The organism is Intestinimonas massiliensis (ex Afouda et al. 2020), from assembly GCF_900626285.1.
Taxonomy (GTDB): Bacteria; Bacillota; Clostridia; order Oscillospirales; family Oscillospiraceae; genus Flavonifractor; species Flavonifractor massiliensis_A.
Genome location: NZ_LR131147.1, coordinates 1,610,608 through 1,630,254 on the forward strand (window position 1 = coordinate 1,610,608; position 19,647 = coordinate 1,630,254).

The window sequence follows — 19,647 nt, forward strand, 5'->3', positions numbered from 1 at the left end:
AGAAAAAAGATGAAACAACGACTGTTATCCGGCCTGCTGGCCGTGGTGCTGCTGCTGGGTCTGGCCCCCGCCGCCCTGGCCGCCGCCCCGGCGGAGGAGGAGGCCGCCCAGGTCCTGGCGGCTCTGGACATCATGGTGGGGGATCAGAACGGAGATCTGGCCCTGGACCGCACCATCACCCGGGCGGAGTTCACCAAGCTGGCGGTGGCCGCCTCCTCCAGTCGGGACACCGTGGGAGACACGGTGGCGGTAAAGCCCTACCCCGACGTGCCCCAGACCCACTGGGCCGCCCCCTATATCAAGGCGGCGGTGGACCTGGGCCTGGTGCAGGGGGATCTGCGGGGCTACTTCAACCCCGACCGCACCATCACCCTGGCGGAGGGCGTGACCCTGGTCCTCCGGCTGCTGGGTTATGAGGACAGCGAGTTCACCGGCGTGTGGCCCTCCGGTCAGATGGCCCAGTACCGGGCTTTGGACCTGGATGAGGGGATCTCCCTGGGCCAGAACGGCAGCATGACCCGCCGGGACGCCATGTACCTCTTCTACAACCTGCTGCTCACCAAGAACAAATCCGGCGTGTACTACCTGAATGTGCTGGAGCCCACCCTGAATCTGGTGAATGCCGCCGGCGAGCTGGACCGGGTGGCCCTCATCAACTCCGCCATGGAGGGACCGGTGGTGGCCGCCTCCGGCTGGCAGAGCAAGCTGCCCTTCTCCGCCTCCACCGCCAAGGTCTACCGCAACGGCAAGGCCTCCAGCCTGGACGCCGTCCAGGTCCAGGACGTGGTCTACTGGTCGGAGTCCATGCGCACCGTGTGGGCCTATGACGACAAGGTAACCGGCACCTATGAGGCGGCGGCGCCTTCGGTCACCGCTCCCACCTCGGTCACCGTGGCGGGCAAGACCTATGCCATCGAGACCACCGATGCCGCCTATGACCTGTCCGATCTGGGTCAGTATCAGATCGGCGATACCGTGACCCTGCTGCTGGGCCGCTCCGGCGGCGTGGCGGCGGTGGCCGACAGCCAGATCGCGGGTGCCGTGGTCTACGGCGTCATCACCAAGGTGGAGAACGCCGCCTATGATGACGGCAACGGCGGCACCTACACCGCCCGCACCGTGACGGTATCCGCCACCAACAGCGGCAGCTACCGCTATCAGACCACCAACAAGAACCTGGAGGTGGGCGACCTGGTGCGGGTGGACACCAGTGGGGACGGCACCGTTACCCGCCTGTCCGAAACCCGGCTTACCGGCAAGATGAACAGCGACGGCACCAAGCTGGGCAGCTATACCCTGGCGGATGACGTACAGATCATCGACACCTATGAGGAGCGCACCCCCATCCGGGTCTACCCCCAGCGGCTGGCCGGCGTGAACTTCACCGGCGACATGGTGCGCTACTACGTCCGCAACGCCCAGGGGGAGATCACCCACCTGATCCTCAATGACGTGACCGGCGACCTGCACAAGTACGGCGTCATCACCGATGTCAACGAGGTGGACGTGTCCATCCCCGGCGGCGGGTTCATGGTCAGCTCCTCCTACACCTATGACGTGGGCGGTCAGGAGCTGGTATTCGGCTCCTCCAGCTCGGTGTACAACCTGAGCGAAGGCCCCTGTCAGGTGAAGATGGACAGCGATACCAACATCGAGCGTCTGGTCAACCTGAACCAGATCAGGCTGTCCGCCGTCAGCGGCACCACCGCTGTGGGCACCGACAACCGGGAGTACACCCTGTCCGAGACCGTGGCGGTCTACGTGGTGGTGAACGGGGAGTATCAGCTCTCCTCCCTATCCCGCATCCAGGGCGGCAGCTACACACTCACCGGCTGGTACGACAAGGACGAGACCTCCGGCGGCCGCATCCGGGTGGTCGTGGCCCGGTAAGGTCTGGACAATATATGCAGCAAGGGCTCCGCGGAACTTGCGTTCCGCGGAGCCCTTTTCTGTCTCTTACCGCCGGGCGATTTTGATGACCAGCACGGTGCGGTCGTCCGCCGCCCCCTCCTGCCCTTCGCTCTCCTCCAGCAGGGTCTGGGCCAGTTCCTTGGGGCTGGCCCCGTCAAAAGCGCCCAGCTTATCCCGCAGCCACTGGTCGCCCCCGCCGCCGGTGATGCCGTCGGTGATGAGGACCACGCAGTCCCCCGCCTCCAGCCTGAGCTGGACCACATCGGGCAGACCCCCTTCGCCCCCGGCCAGACCGGCGGGGAGGGCCGCTCCGGTCATCCGGCTGACGGCGTTCCCCTTTTTCACATAGGTGGGCGCGGCGCCGTATTTATACACCGCCGCCTCCCCGGTAAACAGGTCCACCCGCAGCAGGTCGATGGTGGTGAAGCCGATCTCCTCCTCCCCCCGGAGGGCCAGGGCGGCGCTCACCGTCCGCAGGGCATTTTCCGGCCGCACCCCCGCCTTGAGGAACTGCTCCAGCAGCCGCACCGCCAGGGTGCTCTCCCGCTGGGCCAGACGGCCGGAGCCCATGCCGTCGCACAGCAGCACGTAGAGGGCGCCGTCGTCGTGCTTGAACCAGGCGCCTGTGTCGCCGGACACCGTCTGCCCGTCCTTCCGCCTGCAGGCCGCCCCCGCCACCGCCATCAGCGGCTCGCTCTGCACCAGCACCAGCCTGTCCCGCCGGTCCCCCTCCGCCACACGCAGAGGGAAGCTCATCAGCTTGGACAGCTTTTCCACGCTCTGCGCCTGCCGCAGAGTGGCCAGCCCCGCCCCCTCCAGCTCCAGCCGCAGGTGACCCGCCTCGTCGTAGTAGACCGCCAGCTGACACTCGATGCCCTGGGCGGTGAGGTACTGCCGCAGCCGCTTTTCCCGCACCGGGTCGGGCACCAGCTCCGCCCCCAGCTCCGCCGCCGCCGTGCCCAGCACCTGGGCCAGCTCTCCGTACTGGCGGCACACCGCCGCCCGGTTCTCCCGCACCCGGCTCTGGTACTGCCGCCGGTAGAGCAGGGCGGCCACCTCCTCATTGGCCGCCGCCAGAAACTCCGGGAACTTGATGCAGCGGTTGGAGAAGTAGGCGGGGAAGTCGCCTCCCTCCCCCCGGCCCCGGTCCAGCATGGCGGGCAGGGCGTCGTTGAGGGCGTTGAAGGTGGACACATAGTCCCGCTGCCAGCAGGCGCTCTGGAGGGAGCAGTGCTTGCATACCCGGTCTGCCGCCCGGTCAAAGACGGCGGCGGAATCGCCGTCGTTGGGCCGCCCCGTCCGCAGGGTCAGGCGCATGGACTCGTACAGGCTCTTGAAGGCGGCGGCGGTCTCCTCCAGCCGGGCCCGGACGTAGGCCCTGGCCCGTTCTCTGGTGTCCTGCCTGGGCTGGGGCGCCACCAGGGCCCCCCCCTGCCGCAGGGCCCGCTCGGGCAGCAGCAGAAAGATCACCGAGGCGGCAAACCCCTCATAGAGCAGAGAGATGTGGGGCCCGCCCCCCCAGCCCCACAATCCCGCCAGGCCGTTGGCCAGCACGTAGGCCACCGCCGACGCCAGCCGCCCCTGCCGGTGAAAGGCCCCGGCCATCACCCCGGACAGGGCATAGGCCATGGCGTAGAAGGGCATGCCCCCGGCGGACAGGTCCATACCCAGGCCCACCGCCACTCCCGCCGTGGCCCCCACACCGATGCCGCCCCGGTTGGCAGTCACCATCACCGCCAGGGCCGCGGCCAGCCGTCCGACGGACAGCTCCCCCGGCAGCATCAGGTTGGACAGGGTGAGCAGCAGGGTGCCCACCAGGATCAGCAAACTCACCGTCTGCCGGGTGGTGAGCCCCTCCTCCTCCCGCTTCTCCGTCCAGGGCGTGAAGGCAATGCGGTAGAAGTAGGCCGACGCCCCGCACAGCAGCAGCTCCGTGCCGAAAAAGACCAGGCTCGACCGGGTCCACCCCTGGTCGGACAGGTAGACGAAGCCGGTGATGGCGTCCATGGCGGCAGCGGCCAGGGGCATGAACCAGGCCTTGCGATAGGCTTTTACGTCAAAGAAGGCAAAGGCCACCGAGAACACCAGGATGCAGGCCGCCGTGTACCGCAGGCCCTCCGGCATACCCTGCATGGTGAGATAGCCGAAGCAGGCTCCCAGCAGCGCGCAGAATCCGTCCAGCCCGGAGCCGGAGGCCCCTACCAGCCCCAGCCCGAAGGGGGCGTAGCCTCCAAAGATCTCCGCCCCTGCCAGCAGCGCCCCCAGCAGGAACCGGATGACGCACTCCGCCGTCCGCACCAGCGCCGGCGCCCGGAACACCACCTTTCCCGTCTCCCGGGCCTCTTCCCGCAGCCGGGCCGCCTTGGTCCTCAACTTTTCCTTTGTTGCCATGGTCCCTGTCTCCTTTGTTCCGGGCTTGTCCGCCCAGTGTATCAGGGACATTATAATCCAGTATCTGGAAAAATTTGGTCGTATCGCGCCAGCCTCTTGACGATGGCAGGCCCGCGGTGTTAAATAGAGGAAAGAGAGAAAGGAGCGGATTGCTATGGAGGAACTGTACCAAAAGCAGCTGGGCTTCGGCTGTATGCGCCTGCCCCTGCTGGACCCGAAGGACCCCACCTCCTTCGACCACCCCCGGATCTGCACCCTGTTTGACGCCTTTCTGGAACGGGGCGGCACCTATTTTGACACGGCCTACACCTATCACGGCTATCAGGGGGAGCTGGAGATGCGCAGGGCGCTGGTGGAGCGCCACCCCCGGCATGCCTTCCGGCTGGTCAGCAAGCTGCCCCTCCGGGACTTTACCGACCGGGCGGACATGGAGCGCATTTTTCAGGAGCAGCTGGAGCACTGCGGCGTGGACTATTTCGACGGATATCTGCTCCACAATATGGGCACCAACGTGTACCGCAAGTGCTGCCAGCACGGCGCCTTCGACTTTGTGTGCCGGAAGAAGGCGGAGGGACAGGTGGGCCAGGTGGGTATGTCCTTCCATGACAAGCCGGAGCTGCTGGAGGAGATCCTGGAGCGGTACGGGGCGGGCATCGACTTCGTGCAGCTCCAGCTCAACTACTCCGACTGGGAGGAGCCCTCGGTCCAGAGCCGCCGCTGCCTGGAGACCGCCCACCGGTACGGAAAGCCTGTGGTGGTCATGGAGCCCTGCAAGGGCGGGGCCCTCATCAACCTGCCGGAGCGGGCGGCGGAGCTGCTCCGGCAGGAGGGGAAGGGCGGCTCTCCCGCCGCCTGGGCCCTGCGCTTTGCCGCCAGCCAGGATGGAGTGGGAGTGGTGCTCTCCGGCATGAAGTCCATGGAACAGCTGACGGACAACCTGTCGGTCTTCTCCCCCTTCCGCCCCCTGGACCGGGAGGAGGAAGCGCTGATCCTCCGGGTGGGGAAGCTGGTCAACGACAGCACCGCCGTGGCCTGCACCGGCTGCGGCTACTGCACCCACGGCTGCCCCGTCCACATCCCCATCCCCCAGTTTCTCTCCCTCTACAATGCCGCCCTGCGCAACCCCGCCACCATGAGCAACCAGAGCGTGTACTACAACAATCTCTCCCTGGCCACCGTCAGGGCGGGTGCCTGCATCGGCTGCCGCCAGTGCGAGAGCGCCTGCCCCCAGCACCTGCCGGTGGCGGAGCACCTGAAGAAGCTGTCTCAGATGTTTGACGGGCGGAGCCTCTTCCCCGTCCGCCGCTGACCTTCCCCGGACGCAAAAAAATCCCAGGCCGCCGGCCTGGGATTTTTTCTGCCTATTTGACCACCACGTCCACATAGGGGGAGGTGGTGGCGTCCAGCACCGCCATATAGCCGCACCGGAAGGTCATCCAGTCCCCCACCTGTACCTGCCCGCCGCAGTCCTCCACGTCCACGATCAGGTGATCGGAGCTGGCGCCGATCATCTCCGCCCCCGGCAGTATAGGGGTGAGGGCCGCCCAGGCCACATCCTGCTTTCCGGCGGCGCAGATGGCCCGCAGACGCACCCCCCGGTCGGGATACTCCGGGGTGTCCCCCTTGCCGTCCCGGCCCAGCTCCCCGATGGGCACCGAGGGCTTGCGGCGCAGCTCCACCACCTGGGCCCGGAATAAAAAGGCGTCCTGGTGATAGCCCTCCAGGAACCGATTGCCGGTGGTGTCCTCCCCGTAGAGCACCGCCTCCCCCGCCCGCAGCTGGTTTATCCCGTCGGGCATGACCCCGTCCTCCAGCAGCTTGAGGGCACAGGTGCCGCCCGCCGACAGGACGGAGATGGAGCAGCCGTAGGTCTGATTGAGATAGTCCCGCAGATCCACCAGAACTTTGGTATTGGCCACCGAGGGCAGCACGCTGCCATAGCACCCCACATTGGTGCCCAGCCCCACCAGCTTCACGCCGGAACAGGCCAGGATCTGGGGGACGATCTCGTCCAGCTGCTCCCGGCCGAACACCCCCTCCCGCAGGTCTCCCACATCCACCATCAGAATGATGGGGTGGACCTTTCCCTGCCGTAGGGCGGCCTCCGACACCGCCCGGATGGTCTCGATCTGGCTCTGCAGGCTCCAGTCCGCCCAGCGCACCACCTCCTCCGCCTCCGGGATGGCGGGGATGCGGATGAGCAGATACTTCAGGCCGGGGATGGCCGCTTTGGCGGCCATGATGTTCTTCATCCGGCTGTCGGCAAAGGAGGTGATGCCCCCCGCCATGGCCGCCCGGATCACCTCCGGCCGGGCGGAAAAGCCTTTGGTCACAAAGGTCAGCTCCACCCCCCGCTGGGCGCAGAAGTCGTGGAGTTTCCGGGCGTTTTCCGTCACTTTTCTGGTGTCGATCTCCAGGACAGGCGCATACATGACAGGTCCCTCCGTTTCGATCTTCTGATACCTTCATGATACCTGTTCCCCGCCGCCCTTGCAAGAAAATCTTTCCGCCCTATTGACAAGCGGATATGAGTGTGTTATTACTGTATATGTCAAGTATATACAGTATGACAGTAAGAGGTGCACCATGGATATCATCATCAGCAACTCCGGCGGCGTGCCCATCTACGACCAGATCACCCGGCAGATGAAGGGCCTCATCCTCCGGGGAGAGCTGGCCGAGGGGGAGGCCCTTCCCTCTATGCGGCTACTGGCCAGGGAGCTGCGCATTTCAGTCATCACCACCAAGCGGGCCTACGAGGAGCTGGAGCGGGAGGGGTTCATCACCACCGTGCCGGGGAAAGGGTGCTTTGTGGCCCCCCGGAACCTGGAACTGGTCCACGAGGAGACCCTCCGCCGGGCGGAGGAGCATCTGTCCCAGGCGGTGGACATCGCCAAAACCGGCGGGGTGTCCCTGGCCGAGCTCACCGAGACCCTGCAACTTCTGTATGGAGAGGACGAACATGAATAACGCATTGGAGATATCCCATCTCACCAAGGACTACGGCTCCTTCAAGCTGGACGATGTGTCCCTCACCGTGCCCGGGGGCACCATCATGGGCCTGATCGGGGAGAACGGGGCGGGCAAGTCCACCACCATCAAGTGTATTCTCAACCTGGTCCGCCGGGACGGGGGCATCATCACCGTGTTCGGAAAGGACAATCTGAAGGAGGAGCGGGCGGTAAAGGCAGAGATCGGCGTGGTGCTGGACGAGGTACTGTTCCACGACGTACTGCGGCCCCGGCAGCTGGGGAAGATCCTGTCCGGCCTGTACCCGGGCTGGGACATGGCCCTCTTTGACCGCTACCTGGAGCAGTTCGGTCTCGCCGGGAACAAGACGGTGAAGGAGTTCTCCCGGGGCATGAAAATGAAGCTGGCCATCGCCGCCGCCTTTGCCGCAAAACCCCGGCTGCTGATCCTGGACGAGGCCACCTCCGGCCTGGACCCGGTGGTGCGGGACGAGATCCTGGACGAGTTTTTGAACTTCATTCAGGACGAGGACCACGCCATCCTCATCTCCAGCCACATCACCAGCGACCTGGAAAAGGCCGCGGACTACATCACCTATCTCCACAAGGGCCGGGTGGCGGTGTCCGGGGCCAAGGACGAGCTGCTGGACAGCTACGGCAAGCTGGTGTGCGGCAAATCCGACCTGGAACGGGTGGACCACTCCCTGCTGGGGGGCAGCCGGGTGGGCCAGTTCGGCTGCGAGGCCCTGGTGAAGGACCGCCATGCCTTCGCCAGGCGCTACCCGGGTCTGACGGTGGACCCGGTCACTCTGGAGGATATCATGGTGCTCACCGGAAAGGGGGATGAGCAATGAAAGGGCTCATTTACAAGGATTTTGTCCTGCTGCGCAAGCAGCTGTCCACTTACCTGGTCTTTCTCATCGTCTACGGCGGCTTCTGTATCGCCGGGGTCTTCCCCATCTCCATTCTGGTGGCCCTGGTGGCGGTGATCGGCCTCACCGTCCCTCTGTCGTCGGTGGCCACCGATGACGCCACCCGCTGGGACCGGTACGCGGTAGCCACCCCGGTCAGCCGCCGGGGGATCGTGGCAGGCAAGTACCTCTTTGCCGTGCTCATCATCCTCCTCAGCAGCGTGGTGACCCTGGCCCTGATGCTGGCCCTGGTGGCCACGGGGCTGGCGGACGCCTCAATGGAAGAGGTGGCGCTTTCCGTTCCGGCCTGCGCCTTCCTCACCCTGCTGCTCAACGCCGTCACCCTCCCCTTTCTGCTAAAATACGGGGCGGAGAAGGCCCGGGCCGTCAGCATGGTACTCTTTGTCAGCATCTTCGGCGGCTCCGTCCTGGTGGGGGGACTGGTCAGCCGGGGGCTGGCGCTGCCCCAGCCCCCCGATTGGCTTCTGCTGTCCGGGCCAGTGCTGCTGGCGGCGTTCAGCGTGGCGGCCTATCTGATTTCCTTCGCCGTCTCCCTGGGCATCTACGACCGGAAGGAGTTCTGAACCATGACACCGGATCAAATCTTCAAACTGGCCCCCAACAAGGTGGACTATCTCATCCCCGGTGGAGAGATGATCAACGAGTTTCTGGGAGAAGGGCCGGAGGCCCCGGTGTGCTCCCAGATGTGGGTGGCCTCCCTGGTCACCTCCGCCCTTCGCCCCGGCACCACCGTGGGCCTGTCCCGGATCAACGGTACCGGCCGCTTTCTGCGGGACTGCCTGGCGGAGGACCCGGCGGCCTGGCTGGGAGCGTCCCATGCCGGGCGCTGGGGGGCTGACCTGGGCTTTCTCCTCAAGCTGCTGAACTCCCGGGACCGGCTGCTGATCCAAACCCACCCGGACGGCACCAAGGCCCTGAAATATTTCGGCCTGCCCCACGGCAAGGACGAGGCCTGGTATGTGCTCTCCACCCGGCCAGGGGCCTGTATCTGGCTGGGCTTCCGGCCCGGGGTGACCCCGGAGCGGTTCCGGGCACTGATCGAGGCCCAGGATTCCGCCGGCATGCTGGACTGCCTCCACAAGGTGGAGATCCGGCCAGGCCAGGTGTACTTCATCCCCTCCGGCACCGTCCACGCCCTGGGCAGCGATTCCCTGGTGGCCGAGATCCAGGAGCCGGTGGACCTGACCCTGCGGGCGGAGTACATCCGGCCCGACGGCTCCCGGCTGCCCCGTGAGAGCATGTACGGCGCCGCCGGTATGGACGGCCTGATGGACTGCTTCACCTTCGACTGCCTGAGCCGGGAGAAGCTGCTGAAACGGCACCTGTCCGCCCCTCTGCCCGAGGCGGCGGAACCCTGGCGGAAAAAACTGATCTCCCAGCGGCAGACCGGCCGCTTCTGGATGGATGAGATCAATCTGGGCCCCGACTGCCCGGCCATGGAGGGAGCCAACCCCAGCTTCCAGGTCTGGCTGGTGCTGGAGGGCAAGGGAGAATTTCAGTGGGACGGCGGCTCCCTGCCGGTGAAAAAGGGGGACGAGGTCTTTCTCCCCCACGGCGTGACCTCTTACCGCTGCACCGCTCAGACCCCCTTCCGGGTCCTGGCCTGCGGCGTACCGGATTCCAACTGACCCCAAAAGGCGGGAGCATCTGCTCCCGCCTTTTTTTGCGGAAATCTCTTGACAAGGAAAGTCTACTATTGTAAACTTCAATTAGACTACAACAGTAAACTTTTAGGAGGTCGCCATGTGCAACAGTGCGGAAAAGATCCAGGACGCGGAGCTGGAGGTCATGCAGGTGCTATGGAGCGCCCCCCAGCCGGTGCCCCTCATTGACATCCGGCAGGCACTGGCCGCCAGGTGCGGCTGGGAGGATTCCACAGTAAAGACCCTGCTGCGCCGCCTGTGCGAAAAGGGAGCGGTGCAGCTGGAGCGCCGGGGGATGTACCGGGCGGTCATCACCCGGGCGGAGTACAGCCGCTGGTCCGCCCGGCGGCTCATCGGCAAGGTGTTTGACGGGAGCGCCAAGAAGCTGGTGGCCTCCCTGCTGTCCGACGGCCAGCTGACCCAGGCGGACATCGACGAGCTGTCGGCCCTGCTGCATGGGGAGGGCCCGAAATGAAGGAGTTTCTGCTCACCCTGCTCGCCCTCTCCCTGTCCGGCGCCCTGCTGGGCGTGATCCTGCTGGCGGCCCGGCGGATGGCCGGAGGGCGGCTGCCCAAGGCCTTCTGGTACTATGCCTGGCTGCTGGTGCTGCTCCGGCTGGTGATCCCTGTGGGCTTTGGGGTGCACCTGCCCCAGCCGGTCCTCGCTGTACCGGAGGGCACCCAACAGGAGACTATGCTCCCGGCAGCCCCAAACCAGACGGAGCAGGAGGCTCCCGCCGCCGGGACCGGTACGCCGGTTGCCCCGGTCCAGCCCCATCAGGTCCCTGCGCCGCCGGAACGGTCCCTCTCCCCCACGGCGGTGCTGTTTGCCCTGTGGCTGCTGGGGGCGGCGGGCTTTTTCCTCTGGCATCTGGCGGCCTACGCCCGGTTTGCCCGCCGGGTCCGTCGCTCCCTGGTCCCGCCTCCGCCGGAGGCCCTGGCTCTGTTTGAGCCGCTGGCGAAGGGCCGCCGGGTGCGGCTGGCCGCCAGCCATCAGGTGGACACCCCCATGCTGATCGGGCTGCTGCGGCCGGTGGTGGTGCTGCCCCTCGGCCAGCCGGTGGGCGCCGCCGTCCTCCGGCACGAGCTGACCCACTGCAGGCGGGGCGACGTGCTGTACAAATGGCTGGTGGTGCTGGTCACCGCCCTCCACTGGTTCAACCCCCTGGTCCACTGGATGGGGCGGCGGATCGCCCTGGACTGCGAGCTGTCCTGCGACGAGGCGGTGCTGGCCGCCCTGCCGCCGGAGGAGCGGGTGGGCTACGGGGAGCTGCTGCTGGCCCTGGCCGCCCGGCGCAGGCTGCCCGCCGGGGTGACCGCCACCACCCTGTGCGAGGAGAAGAAGCAGCTGAAGGCCCGGCTCCAGGGGATTCTGGGCTACCGGAAGCCCACCCGGGCGGCGCTCTGCGGAGCGCTGGCCCTGGGGCTGGCGCTGACCTGCTGCGCCTGCGGCGTGCTGGAGCTGACCGGCCAGGCGGCGGAGCCCGCCTCTCCCCCCACACTTGAACCGGAGGAAGCTGTCAACGACCCCTATGCGGCACTTCTGTCCCGGTACAAAGAGGCCCTCGCCCTGCGGCAGCCGGAGGACTACCCGGACCTGCCCGTCATCCTGACCAACCCCTACTGGGCGTGGACGGACACGGACAGCCTGCTGGACCGGACAGGGTACGCCCGGATGGACCTGGACGGCGACGGGTCGGAGGAGCTGCTGCTGGGCTGGGTGGGAAACGACATCTGGAACCTGGACCAGGGCTATGTGTTCGCCATCTACACCCTGTCGGAGGGCCAGCCCGTCCTGGCGGTGGAGGGCTGGGAGCGGAACACCTATGTGCTGGGGGCGGACGGGTATCTCTACAACTGCGGCTCCAGCGGCGCCGACCGGACCCAGTGGAACAAATATCTCTTTGATCCCACCGACCCCGATTTCCTGGAGGAGGTGGAGCAGGTATCCGTGCCGGAAAACGGCCAGGAGGCCGTGGCGGTGGGAGATGCCTGGATGGCCTCCGGGGTCTCCATCCCCTACACCACCTTCTCCTCGCCTGAAACCGTGTACCAGGACGTTCTCCTGGGCAATGCCTCCTTCCTCTACTGGGCGGAAGGCGCTGAAACCCCGGAATCCAAAGCTATATCGCAGGTCCCCGCCCTGTTCAGCCCGTACAGCGACTATGCCGGCATCTACCAGTTTGCGGTGCTGGACCTGGACGGCGACGGCGGGTCAGAGGTGGTCCTCCAGATCTCCGATGTGGCCAACGATATGGGGGGCTATCTGGTCCTCCGCCAGGAGGGCAGCGCGATTTACGGCTATCCCAGCCACTGGCGCACCTTCTGGAACCTGAAGACCGACGGCACGTTTGAATACTCCTATCCGGCCGGGAATGAGGGCGGCGTGGCCTCCGTCCGCTTCACCGGGACAGGCATGGACCTGGACAAGCGCATCTGCGGCCAGGGGAAACAGTTTACATTCGATACCTTCCTGGTGGACGGCAAGCCGGTCTCCGAAACGGAGTACAATGCCGCCTGGGATGCTCAGGACCAGAAGCCGGACGCGGTGTGGTACCTCTGGAACGAGGACAACATCCGGGCATTCACGTAAAGAACAGCAGGGGCGGGAACAAAGGTTCCCGCCCCTGCCGTTATGTCAGCTCCGCGATATAGACAATGATCTTTTCCTGCTCTACCGGAATGTACTGGATCTTCAGGTGCTGGCCGTCATGGGTGACCACGCCGCCCCAGGAGGCGGCGCAGTGATAGCCCGTCTGAAGCACAAAATTGGAATAAGAAAAGGAAACGCCGTCGATTTCAAAGGATTCCATATCGTGGCCCGAGGCAGGCATGGGGTGGTAGTTTTCCACATAGCCTGTCACCTCTGACACTTCTCCACTCTTCCACAGCCGTCTGCATGCGGCATATAGGAGGATGCTGCTTCCCATCGTAAAAAGAAATACCGCCAGCATCACCAGGGCGGTGATTTGAAACACCAGCCCGCCCAGCCTGCGTTTCCACGGCTGGTGTGCCGTGTTGTTTTTCATCTGTCTCCCTGTAAGGAAAAAGGCAACGGACAGCACCAGGGGAATGAGCAGAAACAGGCCGTCTATAACATTTATGTGCAGTTCATACAGCACCCGTTCCACATCTGCACACCCCCCAGGATATGACAAAAAAGGCACTTGCATCTCTGCAAGTGCCTTTTGGTCCGAGTGACTGGATTCGAACCAGCGGCCTCTTGAACCCCATTCAAGCGCGATACCAAACTTCGCCACACCCGGAAATTGCCGCCTTGTTTCAGACGGCTTGATTATATTACCACGGGTACGAGAAAAATGCAAGCCTTTTTTGCAAATTTCTTTGCTTTTTTTCGCCACTTACACCCAGCTGTCCTCCAGCTCGTGCTTGCGCTCCCGGGTCATCAGCTCCACGATCACCACATGGGGATCCTTGCCGTGGTAGAGCACCTGGTAGGCCGCCTCGGTGATGGGCATTTCCACCCCCGCCTTTTTGGCCAGAGCCCGGGCGGTGGCCGCGGCGTAGTAGCCCTCCACCACCGCGCCGATCTCCTTCACCGCCTGCTCCGCCGGAGTGCCCTTGCCGATGAGGATGCCGCAGCGGCGGTTGCGGGAGTGCATGGAGGTACAGGTGACGATCAGGTCGCCCACGCCGGTGAGCCCGGCAAAGGTCTCCCGCCGGCCACCCATAGCCACGCCCAGCCGGGCGATCTCGGTCAAACCCCGGGTCATGAGAGCGGCCTTGGTGTTGTCGCCAAAACCCATGCCGTCGCACACGCCGGCGCACAGGGCGATGACGTTCTTCAGGGCGGCTCCCAGCTCCACCCCCACCACGTCGTCGGAGGCGTACACCCGGAACCGCTCGTTCATGAACAGGTCCTGGACCAGCTCGGCGGCGGACCGGTCCTGGGAGGCGGACACCACCGCCGTGGGCACCCGGCGGCCCACCTCCTCCGCGTGGGAGGGGCCGGACAGGGCCACGATGGGGTGGTCCTTCCCCACCTCCTGGGCGATGGCGTCGGTGAGGGTCAGGGAGGTGTCCTTCTCAATGCCCTTGGACACCGACACCAGCACGGCGCCGGGATCCAGCAGGGGAGCCACCGTCCGGGCGGTGGTGCGCACGGCAAAGGACGGGGTGGCCAGCACCACCGCGCCGCAGCCCCTGACGCAGTCCGTATCGGAGGTCAGCTTCAGTTCCTCCGGCAGGGGGACGCCCTTCAGCATGGGGTTCTCATGCCGCTCCTGCAGCACAGCGGATTCCGCCTCGGTGTAGGACCACAGGGTCACATCGTGGCCATTTTCCAGCAGCACCAGGGCCAGAGCCGTGCCCCAGCCGCCGCTGCCCATGACAGAGATCTTCACTTGGACGTACCCCCGTTCAATTTATGATGCAGGCTGAATTTGGATTCGGTGCCGCTGAGGATGCGCTTCAGGTTGCCCCGGTGCTTCCACACGATGAGGCCCCCCAGGATCACCGACAGGATCAGCACCAGCCAGGCGTGGGCGGACCAGGCCGGGTCCGTCAGGTAATCCCGGTAGACGAAGCCGGTGGCAAAGGGGAAGGAGGCCCCGGCCCAGATGGAGCCCAGAGACACCCACTTGGTGATGGCGGCCAGAATGATAAAGCCGCCCCACACCACCAGGGCGATGCGCCAGTCCATCATGATGGCGATGGTGCCGCCGGACAGGATGCCCTTGCCGCCCTTGAAGTGGAACATGCAGGGGAACATATGGCCCAGCAGGCAGAAGGTGCCCGCCCAGTACTTCCCCACCACCACGGCAAAAGCTCCGCCGGCGTCGAAGATCCAGACTGCAATCAGCACCGCGATCACCGCCTTGAGTACGTCGGTGAGGATGACCACAAAGGTCAGGGGCCCGCCGAAGGTGCGGTAGAAGTTGGTCAGGCCGGCGTTTCCGCTGCCGTGGGTACGGATGTCGTCCCGCAGGATATACTTGGAGACGATGACCGCCCCGTTGAAGCAGCCCAGAAAGTAGGATACCAGCGCCACACCGGCGTAGGCCAGGACTGTGAGCATCATCCAATCCGTCATTCCCGTCACTCCTTGTCGCTCTTCTGCCGGATGGTGAGCCGCACCGGGGTCCCCTCCAGTCCGAAGGTAGAGCGGATCTGATTTTCCAGATAGCGCTGATAGGAAAAATGGAACAGCTTGGCGTCGTTGCAGAAGCAGACGAAGTGGGGGGGCTTGACGCCGATCTGGGTCATATAGTAGATCTTCAGCCGCCGGCCCTTATCGGTGGGGGGCTGGACCCGGGCGGTGGCGTCGGCCAGCACCGAGTTGAGCATGCCGGTGGTGATCCGCAGGGAGGCCTGGTCCACCACGTAGTTGATGAGATCAAAGAGCCGGTCCACCCGCTGGCCCGTCAGGGCGGAGATGAACAGGATGGGGGCGTAGGTCATATAGGACAGGTCCCGGCGGATATCCTGGCGCATCCGGTCCATGGTCTTGTCGTCCTTCTCGATGGCGTCCCACTTGTTGACCACGATGATGCAGGCCTTGCCCGCCTCATGGGCCAGGCCGGCCACCTTGGTGTCCTGCTCGGTGACCCCCTCGTTGGCGTCGATGAGGATCAGGCACACGTCCGCCCGCTCGATGGCCATGGTGGCCCGGAGGACGGAGAACTTCTCGATGGGGTCGTCCACCTTGGACTTCTTCCGCATCCCGGCGGTGTCGATGAGCAGATACTTGCCCTTCTTGTTCTCAAAGTAGCTGTCCACCGCATCCCGGGTGGTGCCCGCCATGTCGCTGACGATCACCCGCTGCTCCCCCAGGATCCGGTTCACCAGAGAGGACTTGCCCACGTTGGGCTTGCCGATGATGGCCACCTTGATGACGTCGTCGTCCTCCTCCTCCTGGTCCTCCGGGGGGAAATACTTGAAGCACTCGTCCAGCAGGTCGCCGGTGCCGTGGCCGTGGACGGCGGAGACGGCGATGGGGTCACCCAGGCCCAGATTATAAAACTCGTAGATATCCGGGTTGGTGGTGCCCACCTGGTCCATCTTGTTCACCGCCAGCACCACCGGCTTGCCGGAGCGCAGCAGCATGTTGGCCACCTCCTGGTCGGAGGCGGTGAGGCCGGTCTTGATGTCGCACAGAAAGATGATGACGGTGGCGTTCTGAATGGCGATCTCCGCCTGCTGGCGCATGAAGGCCAGGATCTCGCTGTCGGTACCCGGCTCAATGCCGCCGGTGTCCACCAGGTCAAACTTCCGGCCCAGCCACTCCGCCTCGGCGTACAGCCGGTCCCGGGTGACGCCGGGGGTGTCCTGCACGATGGACAGCCGCTGGCCCACCAGCTTATTGAACAGCATGGACTTGCCCACGTTGGGCCGGCCCACGATGGCAATCAAAGGCTTCATAGTATCTTCTCCCTTCTGGTCAGGGGTTATATCTGTAATATTCCGCCTCCGGCGGCAGCACCGGGCAGTCCCGGACGATCTCCCGGCCCAGGATGGCGTCGGCCAGGTCGAAGCCGCTGTCGGCGGGCACGGGGACCACGGTCACCCCCAGGGCCTCCTCCAGCTGGTCCACGGTCACGTCATCCAGGAACACCCGCTCACCGGCCCGGAGCATGTTGTCCGGGATGAGCAGCCGCTCACCCAGGTCCTTCCCCTTCAGCTGCTCCAGCAGGTCGGTGCCGGTGATGAGGCCGGAGACCGTGATGGTCTCCCCGAAAAAGCGGTTGACGATGGGATAGACCATTCCTTTTATATTACCACATTTTTCCCGGGCGTTGTCAACAATTTCCTGGACAAAAGGCGCGGCGGACAGACCGGTGGCGATGGAAAAGGGGCTCTCGCGCTCCGGCTGCTCGTCCTCCAGTGCCAGCTCCGCCTGGCTGGACAGCAGCCGCAGCATCCCCACCCCGTTCTCCAGCTGGGCCATGTCCTCATAGTAGCCCTTCTCCGGCAGGTCCCGGCCGGCGAGCAGATAGAACTCATCGGAGCACCACACCAGGCTGGTACCCTTGGCCGCCCGGAATTTTTCGGCAAAGCCCTCCACCTGGTCGATAAGGGCGGCGGCCTGTTCCCTGGTATAGGGGTCGATCCTGCACAGGCCCTCCCGGAACTTGGTGACCCCCACCGGCACCACGGCGACGCTGTTTACCGCCGGGTAGAGCTCCCCCAGCTCCGCCATGGTGCGGTCCAGGGCGGGTCCGTCGTTGACCCCGGGGCAGGCCACCACCTGGCAGTTCATCGTAATCCCCGCCTGGGCAAACCGGGTCATGATGTCCAGGCACTCCCCCGCCCGGGGGTTCTTCAGCATGGCGGTGCGCAGCTCCGGATCGGTGGCGTGGACCGAAATATTGATGGGACTGATGCGCAGATCCATTACTCTCTGTATTTCCCGCCGGGAGAGATTGGTGAGCGTAATATAATTTCCCATCAAAAAGGACAGACGGGCGTCATCGTCCTTGAAATAGAGGGTCTTGCGCATCCCGGGCGGCATCTGGTCCACAAAGCAGAAGATGCACTTGTTGGCACAGGACCGGGCCTTGTCCATCAGGTAGGTCTCGAAGTTCAGACCCAGGTCCTCCCCCTCCTCCTTGCGGACCCGGACCGTGCGGCTGCCGCCGTCGGGGCCGGTGAGGGTGAGCTCCAGCCTGGGATCATAGGCGTAGAACTTATAGTCCAGCACGTCCACGATGGGGTGGCCGCTGATGTGGGTCAGGGTCTCGCCAGGCCGCAGGCCCGCCCTGGCCGCCGGGCTGCCCGGGTCCACCGATGCGATTTTTGTCAGGCTCATGGGCGCGCGCTCCTTTTGCAACAGGTCATTTCTCTTTATTGTACCCGAATTCCGGGCAAAAAGAAAGAGGGGCTTTTCTCCCCTCGTTCTTTTCAGGCTATTTACTTCGCCTCAGCGGTCTCCACCTTGCCGAACTCATGGCCGTTGTAGCTCATGCAGCTCTTGCACATCCGGTGGGGCAGACGGAACGCACCGCACTTGGGGCAGGTGGTGACGCCGGGAGTCTCCAGCTTCCACACGGAGCTGCGGCGCTTGTTCCGGCGCTGCTTGGACACTTTACTCTTAGGGACTGCCATTTATGACACCTCCTTAGGTTCATGCCCTGGCCGGGCAAAACTTACTCATTCTCTTTATCCAACAGCTGCGCAAGTGCAGCCAAACGTGGATCAATTTCCTTCCTGCATCCGCAGGGGCCCTCGTTCAGATCCGCTCCGCAGGTGGCGCACAGCCCCTTGCAGTCCTCTGAACAGAGATGCTTGGCGTCCATGGACAGCACCAGCGCGGTGGTAAAGATCTCATCCAGATCGGCCTCCCCGTTCTCCAGAAGCACGATCTCGTCGTTCTCCTCATCCTCCAGCTCCTCCGCCAGCAGGGTACTGACCGGCAGGGACAGCTCCTGGGAGAAGGGCTTCAGGCAGCGGTCGCACACCAGCTCCAGGGTGGTCTCCGCCGTACCCTCCAGCAGCAGGGCGTCGGCCATATTGCGCACCGTTCCGCTGACACGGACGGGATGGGCAAAGGGCTTCTCCCCGTAAAAGTCCAGCCCGGACAGATCCAGTTCAAACCGGAAGGGCAGGGACGCGCCGGGGACATGGATGATAGACCTGAGATCAAGTCGCATGATACACCTCACACAATGGCACAGCAGACATTATACTCAAAACCTTCGCCATTGTCAAATACTTTTTCACTTTTTCCGTAATTTATGATATAATGCAGCTACTATCCCGGCCCGCTGCCGGGTTTTCAGGAGAATTGCCCATGAAGGAATTTACCATCGGCAAAAATGACGCCGGACAGCGGCTTGACCGCTGGCTGGCCAAGACCCTGCCTCTGCTCCCCGGACCCCTGGCCCAGAAGTACATCCGCCTGAAGCGGGTGAAGGTCAACGGCAAGGGCTCCCAGCGGGACGTGCGGCTCCAGGTGGGAGACCTGTTACAATTATATATCAACGACGAGTTCTTTGACCAGCCCCGGGAGGACAACGCTTTCCTTTCGGTATTCAAGCCCAGGCTGGACATCGTGTACGAGGACGAGAACCTGATGCTCCTCAACAAGCGGCCGGGGCTGCTGTGCCACTCCGACGAGCACGAGAAGGTGAACACCCTCATCACCCACATCCAGGCCTATCTCTATCAGAAAAAGGAGTGGAACCCCAGGGACGAGCACTCCTTCACCCCCGCCCTGTGCAACCGCATCGACCGGAACACCGGCGGCATCGTCATGGCGGCCAAGAACGCCGAGACCCTGCGCATTCTGAACCAGAAGATCCGGGACCGGGAGATCGCCAAATATTACCTGGCCATCATTCACGGAAGAATGGCCCCGCCCCAGGGAAAACTGGAAGGGTTCCTGCTGAAGGACGAGGACAAGGCCCAGGTGAAGGTGTTCAGCCGTCCGGTGCCCGGGGGCAAGAGCGCCGCCACCTTATACAAGACCCTGAAGGTGAACCGGGGGCTGTCCCTGGTGGAGTGCGAGCTGCTCACCGGCCGCACCCACCAGATCCGGGCCCAGTTCGCCGCCGCCGGCCATCCCCTGCTGGGAGACGGCAAGTACGGCCGGGAGCGGGACAACAAGCAGTACGGCCGCTCCTTCCAGGCTCTCTACTCCTACAAACTGGCCTTCACCTTCCCCACCGACGCCGGGATCCTGGAGTACCTCCGGGGCAAACTATTTACCGTGGATAACGTGGATTTCGTGTCGGAATATTTCCCAAATAGCTGACGTAAAATCCCGGAAAAAAACGCGGTTTTATTATTGACATTTTTCGCAATAACATATATATTTGTTTCGTCAATAGGGCGTACCCAACCG

The 19,647-nt window shown here is 64.3% G+C and carries 18 protein-coding genes and 1 tRNA gene; 9 read left to right on the plus strand and 10 right to left on the minus strand.

Annotated features, from left to right (window positions below; genetic code table 11):
* Positions 1 to 9 precede the first annotated feature (9 nt).
* Entirely contained in the window at positions 10 to 1,890 is a 1,881-nt protein-coding gene (locus tag E0E41_RS08165; RefSeq protein ID WP_130869478.1) for an S-layer homology domain-containing protein, read from the plus strand.
* Positions 1,891 to 1,956: 66 nt separating this feature from the next.
* Here E0E41_RS08165 and E0E41_RS08170 read toward each other — a convergent pair whose 3' ends face one another.
* Positions 1,957 to 4,302 carry a SpoIIE family protein phosphatase gene (locus E0E41_RS08170; RefSeq protein WP_130869479.1) on the minus strand — a complete coding sequence of 782 codons (2,346 nt, stop codon included), beginning with the start codon at positions 4,300 to 4,302 and terminating at the stop codon, positions 1,957 to 1,959.
* Positions 4,303 to 4,456: 154 nt separating this feature from the next.
* Here E0E41_RS08170 and E0E41_RS08175 point away from each other — a divergent pair, with 154 nt between their 5' ends.
* Entirely contained in the window at positions 4,457 to 5,611 is a 1,155-nt protein-coding gene (locus E0E41_RS08175) for an aldo/keto reductase (protein ID WP_130869480.1), read from the plus strand.
* 52 nt (positions 5,612 to 5,663) lie between these two features.
* Here the strand turns inward: E0E41_RS08175 and E0E41_RS08180 are convergent, their stop codons facing one another.
* Positions 5,664 to 6,734, minus strand: a complete 1,071-nt coding sequence (locus E0E41_RS08180; protein ID WP_130869481.1) for an alanine racemase — start codon at positions 6,732 to 6,734, stop codon at positions 5,664 to 5,666.
* A 154-nt stretch (positions 6,735 to 6,888) separates the two neighbouring features.
* Between E0E41_RS08180 and E0E41_RS08185 the strand changes: the two genes are divergently transcribed.
* The 6 genes from E0E41_RS08185 (at position 6,889) to E0E41_RS08210 (ending at position 12,438) form a co-directional block, all read left to right on the plus strand.
* Positions 6,889 to 7,272 carry a GntR family transcriptional regulator gene (locus tag E0E41_RS08185; RefSeq protein WP_130869482.1) on the plus strand — a complete coding sequence of 128 codons (384 nt, stop codon included), beginning with the start codon at positions 6,889 to 6,891 and terminating at the stop codon, positions 7,270 to 7,272.
* A complete protein-coding gene (locus tag E0E41_RS08190; RefSeq protein ID WP_130869483.1) occupies positions 7,265 to 8,125 on the plus strand; it encodes an ABC transporter ATP-binding protein in 861 nt (286 codons plus the stop codon). The genes E0E41_RS08185 and E0E41_RS08190 overlap by 8 nt, the downstream gene beginning before the upstream one ends.
* The gene (locus E0E41_RS08195; RefSeq protein ID WP_130869484.1) at positions 8,122 to 8,766 is read left to right on the plus strand and encodes an ABC-2 transporter permease; all 645 of its coding nucleotides are present in this window, start codon (positions 8,122 to 8,124) and stop codon (positions 8,764 to 8,766) included. The genes E0E41_RS08190 and E0E41_RS08195 overlap by 4 nt, the downstream gene beginning before the upstream one ends.
* 3 nt (positions 8,767 to 8,769) lie before the next feature.
* The gene (locus E0E41_RS08200) at positions 8,770 to 9,831 is read left to right on the plus strand and encodes a class I mannose-6-phosphate isomerase (protein WP_130869485.1); all 1,062 of its coding nucleotides are present in this window, start codon (positions 8,770 to 8,772) and stop codon (positions 9,829 to 9,831) included.
* Positions 9,832 to 9,946: 115 nt separating this feature from the next.
* Positions 9,947 to 10,321: a BlaI/MecI/CopY family transcriptional regulator gene (locus E0E41_RS08205; protein ID WP_130869486.1), complete on the plus strand. Its 375-nt coding sequence runs from the start codon at positions 9,947 to 9,949 to the stop codon at positions 10,319 to 10,321.
* Positions 10,318 to 12,438 (plus strand): M56 family metallopeptidase, encoded by a 2,121-nt coding sequence (locus E0E41_RS08210; RefSeq protein WP_130869487.1) that lies wholly within the window; start codon positions 10,318 to 10,320, stop codon positions 12,436 to 12,438. Before E0E41_RS08205 ends, E0E41_RS08210 begins: the two co-directional genes overlap by 4 nt.
* 40 nt (positions 12,439 to 12,478) lie before the next feature.
* Here the strand turns inward: E0E41_RS08210 and E0E41_RS08215 are convergent, their stop codons facing one another.
* The 8 genes from E0E41_RS08215 to E0E41_RS08250 all read right to left on the minus strand — a co-directional run bounded on the left by E0E41_RS08215 (position 12,479) and on the right by E0E41_RS08250 (position 18,454).
* Complete coding sequence (locus E0E41_RS08215) at positions 12,479 to 12,976, minus strand: hypothetical protein (protein ID WP_130869488.1); 498 nt, start codon at positions 12,974 to 12,976, stop codon at positions 12,479 to 12,481.
* Between the two features lie 58 nt (positions 12,977 to 13,034).
* Positions 13,035 to 13,111 (minus strand) — tRNA-Pro (locus E0E41_RS08220).
* A gap of 96 nt (positions 13,112 to 13,207) precedes the next feature.
* On the minus strand, positions 13,208 to 14,209 hold the full coding sequence (locus E0E41_RS08225; RefSeq protein ID WP_130869489.1) for an NAD(P)H-dependent glycerol-3-phosphate dehydrogenase: 1,002 nt from the start codon (positions 14,207 to 14,209) through the stop codon (positions 13,208 to 13,210).
* On the minus strand, positions 14,206 to 14,898 hold the full coding sequence (locus tag E0E41_RS08230; protein WP_130869490.1) for a glycerol-3-phosphate acyltransferase: 693 nt from the start codon (positions 14,896 to 14,898) through the stop codon (positions 14,206 to 14,208). The genes E0E41_RS08225 and E0E41_RS08230 overlap by 4 nt, the downstream gene beginning before the upstream one ends.
* A gap of 5 nt (positions 14,899 to 14,903) precedes the next feature.
* Positions 14,904 to 16,226, minus strand: a complete 1,323-nt coding sequence (gene der, locus E0E41_RS08235; RefSeq protein ID WP_130869491.1) for a ribosome biogenesis GTPase Der — start codon at positions 16,224 to 16,226, stop codon at positions 14,904 to 14,906.
* Between the two features lie 19 nt (positions 16,227 to 16,245).
* A complete protein-coding gene (locus E0E41_RS08240) occupies positions 16,246 to 17,613 on the minus strand; it encodes a DUF512 domain-containing protein (protein WP_130869492.1) in 1,368 nt (455 codons plus the stop codon).
* Between the two features lie 101 nt (positions 17,614 to 17,714).
* The gene (gene rpmF / locus E0E41_RS08245) at positions 17,715 to 17,909 is read right to left on the minus strand and encodes a 50S ribosomal protein L32 (protein ID WP_130869493.1); all 195 of its coding nucleotides are present in this window, start codon (positions 17,907 to 17,909) and stop codon (positions 17,715 to 17,717) included.
* Positions 17,910 to 17,950: 41 nt separating this feature from the next.
* A complete protein-coding gene (locus E0E41_RS08250; RefSeq protein WP_130869494.1) occupies positions 17,951 to 18,454 on the minus strand; it encodes a YceD family protein in 504 nt (167 codons plus the stop codon).
* 140 nt (positions 18,455 to 18,594) lie between these two features.
* Here E0E41_RS08250 and E0E41_RS08255 point away from each other — a divergent pair, with 140 nt between their 5' ends.
* Positions 18,595 to 19,557, plus strand: coding sequence for an RluA family pseudouridine synthase (locus E0E41_RS08255; protein WP_130869495.1), 963 nt, complete (start codon positions 18,595 to 18,597; stop codon positions 19,555 to 19,557).
* The last annotated feature ends 90 nt before the right edge of the window (positions 19,558 to 19,647 follow it).

Coding starts and splice junctions, on each gene's coding strand:
- E0E41_RS08195 (WP_130869484.1), top strand. CDS start 8,122: ATGAAAGGGCTCATTTACAAGGATTTTGTCCTGCTGCGCAAGCAGCTG.
- rpmF (WP_130869493.1), bottom strand. CDS start 17,909: ATGGCAGTCCCTAAGAGTAAAGTGTCCAAGCAGCGCCGGAACAAGCGC.
- E0E41_RS08230 (WP_130869490.1), bottom strand. CDS start 14,898: ATGACGGATTGGATGATGCTCACAGTCCTGGCCTACGCCGGTGTGGCG.
- E0E41_RS08180 (WP_130869481.1), bottom strand. CDS start 6,734: ATGTATGCGCCTGTCCTGGAGATCGACACCAGAAAAGTGACGGAAAAC.
- E0E41_RS08250 (WP_130869494.1), bottom strand. CDS start 18,454: ATGCGACTTGATCTCAGGTCTATCATCCATGTCCCCGGCGCGTCCCTG.
- der (WP_130869491.1), bottom strand. CDS start 16,226: ATGAAGCCTTTGATTGCCATCGTGGGCCGGCCCAACGTGGGCAAGTCC.
- E0E41_RS08165 (WP_130869478.1), top strand. CDS start 10: ATGAAACAACGACTGTTATCCGGCCTGCTGGCCGTGGTGCTGCTGCTG.
- E0E41_RS08185 (WP_130869482.1), top strand. CDS start 6,889: ATGGATATCATCATCAGCAACTCCGGCGGCGTGCCCATCTACGACCAG.
- E0E41_RS08175 (WP_130869480.1), top strand. CDS start 4,457: ATGGAGGAACTGTACCAAAAGCAGCTGGGCTTCGGCTGTATGCGCCTG.
- E0E41_RS08255 (WP_130869495.1), top strand. CDS start 18,595: ATGAAGGAATTTACCATCGGCAAAAATGACGCCGGACAGCGGCTTGAC.
- E0E41_RS08205 (WP_130869486.1), top strand. CDS start 9,947: ATGTGCAACAGTGCGGAAAAGATCCAGGACGCGGAGCTGGAGGTCATG.
- E0E41_RS08200 (WP_130869485.1), top strand. CDS start 8,770: ATGACACCGGATCAAATCTTCAAACTGGCCCCCAACAAGGTGGACTAT.
- E0E41_RS08240 (WP_130869492.1), bottom strand. CDS start 17,613: ATGAGCCTGACAAAAATCGCATCGGTGGACCCGGGCAGCCCGGCGGCC.
- E0E41_RS08190 (WP_130869483.1), top strand. CDS start 7,265: ATGAATAACGCATTGGAGATATCCCATCTCACCAAGGACTACGGCTCC.
- E0E41_RS08170 (WP_130869479.1), bottom strand. CDS start 4,302: ATGGCAACAAAGGAAAAGTTGAGGACCAAGGCGGCCCGGCTGCGGGAA.
- E0E41_RS08210 (WP_130869487.1), top strand. CDS start 10,318: ATGAAGGAGTTTCTGCTCACCCTGCTCGCCCTCTCCCTGTCCGGCGCC.